Annotated in this window: 8 protein-coding genes and 3 pseudogenes; 6 read left to right on the top strand and 5 right to left on the bottom strand. The window is 55.8% G+C overall.

What is annotated here, in order from left to right; all coding sequences use genetic code 11:
- Positions 1 to 6: 6 nt before the first annotated feature.
- The 4 genes and pseudogenes from ACO9S2_RS15940 to ACO9S2_RS15925 all read left to right on the top strand — a co-directional run.
- Positions 7 to 153, top strand: coding sequence for a BON domain-containing protein (locus ACO9S2_RS15940; protein ID WP_423723387.1), 147 nt, complete (start codon positions 7 to 9; stop codon positions 151 to 153).
- Positions 154 to 820: 667 nt separating this feature from the next.
- Positions 821 to 1,902, top strand: a pseudogene (locus ACO9S2_RS15935) (IS3 family transposase).
- Between the two features lie 150 nt (positions 1,903 to 2,052).
- On the top strand, positions 2,053 to 2,718 hold the full coding sequence (locus ACO9S2_RS15930) for a hypothetical protein (RefSeq protein ID WP_423723379.1): 666 nt from the start codon (positions 2,053 to 2,055) through the stop codon (positions 2,716 to 2,718).
- Between the two features lie 150 nt (positions 2,719 to 2,868).
- A pseudogene (locus ACO9S2_RS15925) lies at positions 2,869 to 3,093 on the top strand (transposase); the annotation flags it as partial.
- Positions 3,094 to 3,153: 60 nt separating this feature from the next.
- Here ACO9S2_RS15925 and ACO9S2_RS15920 read toward each other — a convergent pair.
- Positions 3,154 to 3,312, bottom strand: a pseudogene (locus tag ACO9S2_RS15920) (ATP-binding protein); the annotation flags it as partial.
- Between the two features lie 36 nt (positions 3,313 to 3,348).
- Positions 3,349 to 4,020, bottom strand: coding sequence for a transposase (locus ACO9S2_RS15915; RefSeq protein ID WP_423723377.1), 672 nt, complete (start codon positions 4,018 to 4,020; stop codon positions 3,349 to 3,351).
- Positions 4,021 to 4,385: 365 nt separating this feature from the next.
- Here ACO9S2_RS15915 and ACO9S2_RS15910 point away from each other — a divergent pair, with 365 nt between their 5' ends.
- Together ACO9S2_RS15910 and ACO9S2_RS15905 are read left to right on the top strand one after the other, a co-directional pair.
- On the top strand, positions 4,386 to 5,675 hold the full coding sequence (locus ACO9S2_RS15910) for an AAA family ATPase (protein WP_423723375.1): 1,290 nt from the start codon (positions 4,386 to 4,388) through the stop codon (positions 5,673 to 5,675).
- Between the two features lie 508 nt (positions 5,676 to 6,183).
- On the top strand, positions 6,184 to 7,131 hold the full coding sequence (locus ACO9S2_RS15905; protein WP_423723386.1) for an IS110 family transposase: 948 nt from the start codon (positions 6,184 to 6,186) through the stop codon (positions 7,129 to 7,131).
- 110 nt (positions 7,132 to 7,241) lie between these two features.
- On the opposite strand, the gene ACO9S2_RS15900 is transcribed toward ACO9S2_RS15905, so the two are convergent.
- The 3 genes from ACO9S2_RS15900 to ACO9S2_RS15890 all read right to left on the bottom strand — a co-directional run bounded on the left by ACO9S2_RS15900 (position 7,242) and on the right by ACO9S2_RS15890 (position 9,287).
- Positions 7,242 to 8,486, bottom strand: a complete 1,245-nt coding sequence (locus ACO9S2_RS15900; RefSeq protein WP_423723373.1) for a hypothetical protein — start codon at positions 8,484 to 8,486, stop codon at positions 7,242 to 7,244.
- A gap of 201 nt (positions 8,487 to 8,687) precedes the next feature.
- Entirely contained in the window at positions 8,688 to 8,987 is a 300-nt protein-coding gene (locus ACO9S2_RS15895; RefSeq protein WP_423723372.1) for a HigA family addiction module antitoxin, read from the bottom strand.
- Positions 8,988 to 8,999: 12 nt separating this feature from the next.
- Positions 9,000 to 9,287 (bottom strand): type II toxin-antitoxin system RelE/ParE family toxin, encoded by a 288-nt coding sequence (locus ACO9S2_RS15890; protein WP_423723371.1) that lies wholly within the window; start codon positions 9,285 to 9,287, stop codon positions 9,000 to 9,002.
- Positions 9,288 to 9,442: the final 155 nt, after the last annotated feature.

Here is a 9,442-nt window from a genome sequence, read left to right as displayed (position 1 = left end):
CGCGTCCTGCTGGACGGGGTTGTCGAAAGTGAAGGGGCGAAACGGAAAGCCGGTGAGATTGCCATCAATACGGAAAAGGTGAAGTCGGTTCAGAACAACCTGATATTTCCCGAGCAAACAGCAAGTCTTGTTCACCAAATGATTCCTCGATAGAACACCTGCCGATCGCCGGGGTATAAATGTCTTCGGCCAACAAGTTCCTGTCGGGTCGTAAATCCCCCGGCAGGAACTACCGATCCGTAAATCGCTTCAGGCTGCTTCTACTACTCCTTGAAATGGAATTCCCCATGCGCTGCTGATGGAAAGGAAAAAGGGGGCGGGAGTCTTTTCTCGTGATCCTTTCGGCCGTCCTCGTGGCCGAATCGTCGATTCCATGCCGAAGCGCTTGGCCATGTGTGTCACCCAGGCTTTCACCGCATCGGGCGGTGAGCTGTCAAGAAAAAGACTCCCGACCCCTTTTCTTGTCCTCACTCCCACCCAACTCCCCACCCATCATTTTCCCGCTACCCGTTAAAGCGGATGTTTCGTCTGCGGTTCACTCCCGCGAGGGGGCATGAAAACGCCACCGCGTGAGGGTCCCGTCGTCGCTTGTTTGGCCGCCATCAGCAAATCTTACCTCATTACCTAACTTTGATACTGGGGTAAAACACGTATTGCTGTAAGCGGTATACAAGCCTACAAGGCGAGAGGGGATTGGGAAATTCGGACAGTGTGCTAAGTGGTAGCCTGGCTTCACCCACCCCACCGAGGGGTGGTCGACGAAAGGAGCGAGGCGATGAAATGAACGAGACGGAATCATGGAGCCACCTTCAAGGCCCAGGTGGCCTTGGCGGCGGTCAAAGGTGATAACACTGTGGCGGAAATGGCTGAGCAATTCCGTGTCCATCCCACCCAGATCACCGAATGGAAGCAACAGCTGCTAGCCCGGGTGGCAGACGTGTTTGGCGGGACGAAACCTGTAGCGGAGGCGGCGGATCTGAAGATCCTGCACGCGAAGATCGGTTAACTGACCTTGGAGAATGATTATTTAGAAGGGGCGCTCACCAAGGCGGGCTTGCTGAGTGCAAAGCGATGATCGATCGCACGCGCACATTACCAGTGGCGAGACAATGCCAGCTGCTGAAGCTGGCCCGCTCGACCGCCTATTACCACCCGACGCCGGTCTCCGAGACCACGCTGGCGTTGATGCGGCGGATCGACGAACTCCATCTGCAGTATCCGTTCGCCGGAGCCCGGATGCTCCGGGATCTCCTCCGACGCGAGGGGCATGGCGTCGGACGGCGCCATGTGGCCACCCTGATGCGGCGGATGGGGATCACGGCAATCTATCGCATGCCACGGACCAGCCAACGGCATCCCGGCCACCGGATCTACCCCTATCTGCTAAGCCAACTGACGATCGCGCGGCCGAATCACGTCTGGGCCGCCGATATCACCTACATTCCCATGCGGCGCGGCTTCGTGTATCTGTGTGCCATCCTGGACTGGGCGGGTCGCCGGGTGCTGGCGTGGCGGCTGTCCAACACGTTGACCTCAGACTTCTGTCTGGAAGCCGTGCAGGAGGCGATCAGCCGGTATGGCTGCATGGCGATCTTCAACACGGATCAAGGTTGCCAGTTCACCAGCCAGGAGTTTACGGGACTTCTGAAAGCCCGCGGCATTCAGATCAGTATGGATGGGACCGGACGGTGGCGGGACAATGTCTTCGTCGAACGGCTGTGGCGGAGTCTCAAATATGAAGAGGTCTATCTGCACGCCTATTAGACCGTCGGGGTCGCGCGGGAAGGCGTGGCGCGGTATCTGATGTTCTATAACCAGCAGCGACCACATCGGGCGCTTGACGGCCAGACGCCTGATCAGGTGTACGGCACCAACCTGACGACACGGCTCACGGCCGCATAGTCAGTCACCCGCGAGGCGCCACTTACGAACTGAAAGATTTTGTCCAAAGAAGCGGGACCACCTCTCAAGCAGCTTTCGAATCCTTGCGTTGCTCTGACACGAAGTCAGCTAATTCTGATTACTGAGAGAATTAATAAAGGAGGTTACATAATGGAACTGAAGGCGACGTTGCAAGCCACGCCAACCAATTATGAGGGTCCGGTCCCAGCTTTGATCACGTTTGAAGGCACAATCGAGGTAAACGGCTTGGCTGCTGACTGCACTCTTCAGTACCGCTTCCTTCGAAGTGACGGCGCATATGACCGCAATAAGCGCTTGATCGAGGTTAAGAAGCCAGGAGGCGTTTTTCCTGTTTCCACAACATGGACGCTTGCCCCGCCACAGTACACGGGTTGGGAAGCAATCGAGGTTGTCGCTCCCGAACGAGTCGTATCAAATCGAGCATCATTCTCCGTCAAATGCTGGCGTCCGGACCTGACTGTGAATACCTTCCAAGTCCACGTCAATACACAGGACCGTTCGGTAAAGTTCGCCGCGGTGTTGATGAATGTGGGTAACGTAGACGTCAGCGGTCCGTTCAAGGTCATCATAGGAGCGGGCATAGGGTTATGGACAGTTCAAGATACAGTCGACGTGCCCGCTTCTGTTGTCATCCCGCCGAATGGCAGATACGTAACCGATTACGGCGCTACGCAAGAACTGTTTGAAAACAATGAATACTGGGTGGACATCATTTTGGACCCCGATCGAAAGCTTAAAGATCTCAATCGAGCGAATGACCGCCTCCAGGCAAGGTGGATATCACCCGATATGTGAGCGCGACACGTCCCAGTGTATCTCTTGATCCCATGGCGAACATGCCTGACCTGCCCAGGGGAAACCGGTCTAGCATGAGTGCGACGTCACCCCCATATTGAGTAGCGCGACGATTTAGAGTCCAATCCCCTAACCGAAAGGAGATTGGATATGAAGAAGCGGTTTTCAGAGGCACAGATTATCGGGTTCCTGCGGGAGGCGGATGCGGGGGTGGCGGTGCAGGAGCTCTGTCGGCGGCATGGGTTCTCAGACGCGAGCTACTATCTCTGGCGGCGCAAGTTCTGTGGCCTGGAGGTGTCGGACGCCAAGCGGCTGAAGGCGCTGGAACAGGAGAACGCGCGGCTGAAGAAGTTACTGGCGGAGGCGCTGCTGGAGCAGGTGTCAAGGGGCACCCAATTCTCCCCAGTTCGGGGCATCGAAAATTCCCCACCTCGGTTACGTTGCCGGTGACGCTTCTTCGATGCGCACAAGTCCGGCCTTAAGCTTCTCCTTGAGCCGGTAGGAGTGGCCGCGGATATTGATCGTGATCGCGTGGGGGAGCACCCGATCCAGGATCGCCGTCGCGAGTACCCGGTCACCAAACACCTCGCCCCAGGCCCCACGATGAGAAAAGGGGTCGGGAGTCTTTTCTCACGATCCTTTCGGTCGTCCTCGTGGCCGAAGCGTCGATTCCATATCGAAGCGCTTGGCCATGCGTTTCACCCAGGTTTCATCACCGAACGGGCGGCCTCGTTGGACGCTCACCCGGAGCGATTCCAGCTCAGAGGCAGACTGAGGCCGATTCACGCGCGTCATCCAATCGCGTGGGCGCTCGATGGGCCAGTCACTGAGCCAGGCCGTCAGCTTGGCGTCTCCTTGAGCCCGTCGCCAGAGGCTTGACCACTGCCAGTCTTCTGCCTGTGTGACCAGCTTCGCTCGAAGCGCATTGCGTTCGACGTAGCGTGCGACGGTCAGAAAATGCGCATCGGTCTGCACCGGAAACGATTTGAAACGGCCTTGATACACCGGGCCGGTCCCGGCGGTGTGGTGATGGGCATGCCAGCGTTGCGTATGGGTGACGGTGATCCACCGCAGCACATCGGAGAGTTCCCCGTCATGCCGGGGCCAGAGGAGGAGATGCCAGTGATTCGGCATCAAGCAGTAGGCGGCAATGCGGATCTTGGTCTGGGCCTGGGCTTCGGCGAGAATCTTTTCAAAGGCGGCATAGTCAGCAGGCTTCTCGAAGAGGGGGAGTCGTCCAACACGACGATTCAGGACGTGATAGGCGAGGTCTCCGGCGGCGAGGCGTGGGCGACGTGGCATGGCGGGCTTTTACCGAATCGGGCGGTGAGCTGTCAAGAAAAAGACTCCCGACCCCTTTTCTTGTCATCGCTCCGAGGCCTTGATTCTGATGGGTGACTGGTGCGGCTCAGTATGGAGCCGACACGACTGACGACGGCAACCGGGGTGCGAGTCAGTCACGCGAACGGCGCAGTGACGGGAGCGGTCGTCGTCTGGCACTCTGCCCCACGAGCCGCGTGAGGGGGCACGAGGTGTTTTGCCCTCTTGACCAGAGGTTTCGAGATGGGCGACTCCTTATCTTCTCGACCCCTTGACTGCCTTGTCTTCTCTAGGCTATCAGTGCTTTTCTTGCTGGCATTATTCGTAGTCACCTAAGAAGGATTCCCATGTCTCGAATCAATCCATTCCGTCCGAATGCACCAATTGCACCTGGAATGTTCGCCGGGCGTTTGGCACAGGTTGATGCACTTGAAGAAGCCCTTCTACAGACCCGCGCCGGTAACCCAAAGAACTTCATGGTCACCGGCGAACGTGGTATTGGAAAAACGTCTCTGCTCCAATACTTCAAGTGGGTCGCCCAGGGTCACATACCTACCGGAAGCGGGGACACCGTCAATTTCCTAGTCGTAGAGCTCGACCTTGATTCGTCGAGCACTGATGTTGGACTGATTCGCCGAGTCGAGCTCGGATTCAACCGGGAGCTTGCCAAGACAGAACGCGCGCGCTCCTTCCTCTCGCAAGGATGGGAATTCCTCAAGCGGATTGAAGCGTTTGGCATGAGCCTACGCGAGGGCGAACAGATCACTGATCCAGAAGTGTTGCATGACGAGTTTGCTCATTCATTGGCACTGACAACCTCCCGCATTTGTGAAGCGGATGCGGAAACTATGTTCAAGGCGAAGTACGACGGCGTAATTCTTCTCATCGACGAGGCGGACAACGCTCCGAAGTCCATGCGACTCGGCGCCTTTCTCAAGTTGTTGACAGAGCGAGTGCAGCGTGAAGGGTGTAATCGTCTCATGGTGGGTTTGGCCGGCATGCCATCTCTTCGGGAGGTATTACGCGAGGGCCATCCTTCCTCGCTTCGACTCTTTGACGAACTTCCGCTCGACACCCTCTCGCGTGAAGATGTGAGCACGGTTATTGATCGCGCGCTCGATAAGGCGAACAAAGAAAATTCAGAACAAACCTCAATTGACGATGCTGCGCGCAACGCCCTCATCACCCTGGCCGAAGGTTATCCGCATTTTATTCAGCAGTTCGGTTACTCCGGTTTCGCTGCCGACACGGACTTCGTCATTGATATAGAAGATGTTCGTAAGGGGACATTCGGTCCCATGGGAGCGATGGATAAGATAGGCGATCGCTACTACCGAGATGACTTCTACAACAAGATACAGAAGGACAGTTACCGCCAGGTGCTTCACATCATGGCAGATAGCGAAAACCGCTGGGTGAAAAAAGTAGACATTCGGTCGCGATTTAAAGGAAAAACAACCACGCTCGACAACGCCATTCATGCCTTGGTTGAGCGCAAGATCATCCTCCCTAAAGAGGGTGAACGTGGTACGTACCGACTACAGCATCGGGGATTCGCATACTGGATCAAGATGTATACGTCCACCCCGGCAGAAATTCAAACACAGATCGAAGCCAATCAGCCCGGCGAGACCTAGAGCTGGAAAAGGGGAGAGGCTACTTATTCTTGTGCCTTGGTATCTGCTTAGCGTGCTTTACTGATCCATGCCTCGGATTCCGCACGGACAAGTCGCTGGGCACGCCTACCAGATTCTGAATTGAGGTAAGGGGGCGACCGTCTTCGGTATAGATCGATCCCCGCATTTCGAGCATGAACGGGTCACGTTGCGGGCCTGTGTGAATCGGCGGTAGCCATTCGGTAGGGAAGACTGGCAAGCAGCGATAGCTGAGACGTTGGGGTTGGAATCGACGATGCGGTAGCGGGGGAGGCTGAGGAAGCCGCTAGAAAAGTAGCCTTGTATCTTGCCTCCAGGATGGCAATCATACAGCACATTACTAACTGGGGCATGATAGACCGTCGTAGCCGAGGTCCATCGAGACCGTGGGACAGCCAGGGTCGTCATGCCCTTCTCCTGAACGAGCCCGAACAGTTGCATGGGCCGCGGAGCCCGCATGCTGCAAGGCTGGGCCACCAAGGAGGACATGATGACGCACACATCGGTCTTTGTCGGGATTGATGTTTCCAAAGCGCAGTTGGACCTGGCTCTCCGACCAGAAGGCAGGTTCGCCGCCCCCAATACTGAGGCGGGCATTGCCCACGTACTGACGCGTCTGCAAGCCCTCTCTCCCACGCTGATTGTGATGGAAGCCACCGGTGGGTTGGAACTTCCGTTGACTGGGGCATTGGCCGCCGCCGGGATGCCCGTGGTGGTCGTCAACCCACGGCAGGTGCGCGACTTCGCGAAAGCGACGGGGAAATTGGCAAAGACCGATGCCCTGGATGCCCAGGTATTGGTGCACTTCGCCGAGGTGATCCAGCCGGAGCTACGGCCCCTGCCGGATGAGCAGACGCAGCTGCTCGCCACGCTCTTGACGCGTCGCCGACAACTCGTCGAGATGCTGACGGCGGAGAAGAATCGGCTCGCGAGCGCTCGTCTGCCGATCCGTAAAAACCTGCGGGCGCATATCACCTGGCTTGAACGGGCCTTGCATCAGGCGGACGCCGACTTGGCAGAAGCCATTCGGGACAGTCCGGTCTGGCGGGCGAAAGAGGAGTGGTTACGGAGCGTGCCTGGCGTCGGGCCGGTCCTGACCACGACCCTGCTGGCCAATCTACCGGAACTGGGGACGCTGACGCCGAAACAGATCGCCGCCCTCGTCGGCGTGGCCCCGTTGAATCGAGATAGTGGAACCCTGCGCGGGAGACGGACGGTGTGGGGTGGGCGCGCCCAGGTACGGATGGCCCTCTACATGGGTGCCATCGTGGCGGCCCGCTTCAATCCGGTGATTCGGAATTTCTATCAGCGGCTCTGCGCCGTCGGCAAGGCCAAGAAAGTCGCGCTCGTGGCCTGCATGCGAAAATTGCTGGTCATCCTCAATGCCATGTTGAAACACCGGGCTCCTTGGCAGCCCCATGAGACGCAGCATGCTTGACAGTCAAGACAGTTGCTGTCCCCTTTTCTTGTTCTCATTCCGACCCCTTTTCATCGACGACCCATAGTTGTCCGGCGCCGGGAATGGTTCCTGACACCGCTTTTCTCTCCTTATTGTCTTGGCCCTCCGATGATGGAAGGTTTTGTTGTGGTTACCTTCCATCGATCATGCTTACTGACTAATTGCCATAGCAAGTTTGCGACACGTCCTTTGTAAATGTCAGTGTGGGAAGAGAGAATCTTAGAGGCATCGATGTTCCACACATTTAAGTAACGCGTGTTCTCGATTGTAGCCTCATTTGGAAGTGCTCCGCCTTCATCAACTTCTACGCGCGGGGCAAATGGCAATCCGCAAGCGCCAATTGAACAAACTGCCGGATCAGCTCCGTACAACGCTCCTAGAGGGAATAAGAATCGATTTGCCCAGTCATTGCTTGAGTGGACTACGTATATTTGAAGGCCGGGCAAGGAGAGATCTAAAGCGGGACGCGGTTCGTCGTTAGCTGAGTTGCCTCCCGTTGAGAATAGGGGCTCTTTTAAGACTACTGTAAACTGCCTAACGAGTACATTGTTTGACGTAACATCCCTAGGCGAAACAGCTGGTAAGAGTAGTACGAGGTTTATGCCATCAAAAGATTCAAAAAACTTCTGCTTGCTCTCTCCAGTGGCTGCGATTCTCAGTAGCGCTTTGACCAGAATTCTGCCCCCAAAACTATGTCCGATAAGGTGCAGTCTTATCGGAGCATCCTGTTTTCGAGTGATGGCTACCTCGTAGATGGTTCTAAGGATGGCCTGCATTCCCTCTTGTTCAAGATGGTCAGCGCGGTGCCTGATAACAGGATACGAAAATGGCTTAAGTAGGTCTGGATCTGAGATGCTGGGGAAGATTGTGGAAGGCCAGAAGAGGCCAACCATGATTGCATTATCCATCTCTGCTCGTGGTTTTACGGCACCTGACTGACTTCTTTTTCCACTAATGTAGAACCTGCAGATGAAGTCTTGGTAGTCGCGTTCGGCAGTATGTGCGGTCTTGTCCCACCCATGAAGGAATATATAAACATCCTTCAATGATTTATCAGCCCGCAGCCTTTGTTCAAACTCAGTTTGCTGGTCCTGATAAAGAAAGCCTCCTACATCGTTGAACTCGATAGGGAGGAAGAATCTATCCCTGCCCTCGCACGAAAGACTTGTAAGGTCTCTGCTGGTGTAGGTTCTATTTACTAGGAGTGGCCAGGCAATGAGGCCGATTATGCAAGTAACAGTGACGCAAATTGTGATGATTCTCAGCGTGTGTCCGTGATGAAATTGTCTAGACGAGGATAAAACGTTTGTAACCAAAGTCCTAAGAAGTGCCAAGGCTATTCCATTAATTAGCTATTAAGATAGCGTCCGCGTCGGGAATTGGGGCCGGAGGGCGTGGCGTCTGCTGCAACACCTGTTCATTCCTTCACGGTTCAGCAACATGAAATAAGGGTCAAGTCTTGCAATCACACATTTCTCGTGCCCAGCCATCGTTGTCCATGCATGACGCGGCGTGAATTCCTGATCCGATCGGGGTCAGGCCGATGCCAATGCGGCTTTGACGCGTTGGACTTTGATCTTTCCAGCGTGCTTTTCCACTTGCGCCAGGTCATAGGCGGCCTGCATCCGCAGCCAGGTTTCAGCGCCACCCCCAAATGCCTTTTCCAGTCGGAACGCCATTTCGGCGGAAATCCCAGCCTTGCCGCTGACCAGATTGTTCATGGCCTGCCGGGTGACACCCAGTGCCTTGGCCCCTTCCGCAATAGAAAGTCCCAACGGTTCGAGGCAGTCATGTCGCACGGCCAAACCTGGATGGGGAGGGTTCTTCATGCGCATCGTCGGCCTCCTTTAGTGATAGTCCACAAGATCCACATCGTAGGCACTGCCGTTCTCGAATCGGAAAATGATCCGCCAGTTACCGGATACAGTCACGGACCAGAAGCCTGCCAGTTCTCCCTTTAAGGGGTGGAGCCGATAGCCTGGCAGCCCCATGTCTTGCACGGTCATCGCTTCATTTAGCCGCGCCAGGATGCGGGCGATCTTGTCGATCTGTGATGCCGGTAATTTTCGCCGGTCATCGTCCTCAAAGAATCTTGCAAGCCCCTTATGCTTGAAACTCTCGATCACGTCTACCATCCTGCTCGTGTCAGGCGTGACTGTCAAGCATGCCTTTACAGCGATACCGGCCCTTCTTCAGTGCACAGACCATTTCAGTCCCGCCCTTGAATATCCTTCTCTCGCCCCCTTACAATGTGTCCTCCTATAGCTAACCCCTTGGCATTCTTTCGATT

This window comes from Nitrospira sp. NS4 (assembly GCF_049546785.1).
Lineage (GTDB): Bacteria > Nitrospirota > Nitrospiria > Nitrospirales > Nitrospiraceae > Nitrospira_D.
This window is presented reverse-complemented; position numbering and strand designations above follow the sequence as displayed.

What these genes read in the sequence shown, in the direction of transcription:
- ACO9S2_RS15930 (WP_423723379.1), top strand. Translation starts at nt 2,053, where the DNA reads ATGGAACTGAAGGCGACGTTGCAAGCCACGCCAACCAATTATGAGGGT.
- ACO9S2_RS15915 (WP_423723377.1), bottom strand. Translation starts at nt 4,020, where the DNA reads ATGCCACGTCGCCCACGCCTCGCCGCCGGAGACCTCGCCTATCACGTC.
- ACO9S2_RS15910 (WP_423723375.1), top strand. Translation starts at nt 4,386, where the DNA reads ATGTCTCGAATCAATCCATTCCGTCCGAATGCACCAATTGCACCTGGA.
- ACO9S2_RS15905 (WP_423723386.1), top strand. Translation starts at nt 6,184, where the DNA reads ATGACGCACACATCGGTCTTTGTCGGGATTGATGTTTCCAAAGCGCAG.
- ACO9S2_RS15895 (WP_423723372.1), bottom strand. Translation starts at nt 8,987, where the DNA reads ATGCGCATGAAGAACCCTCCCCATCCAGGTTTGGCCGTGCGACATGAC.
- ACO9S2_RS15890 (WP_423723371.1), bottom strand. Translation starts at nt 9,287, where the DNA reads ATGGTAGACGTGATCGAGAGTTTCAAGCATAAGGGGCTTGCAAGATTC.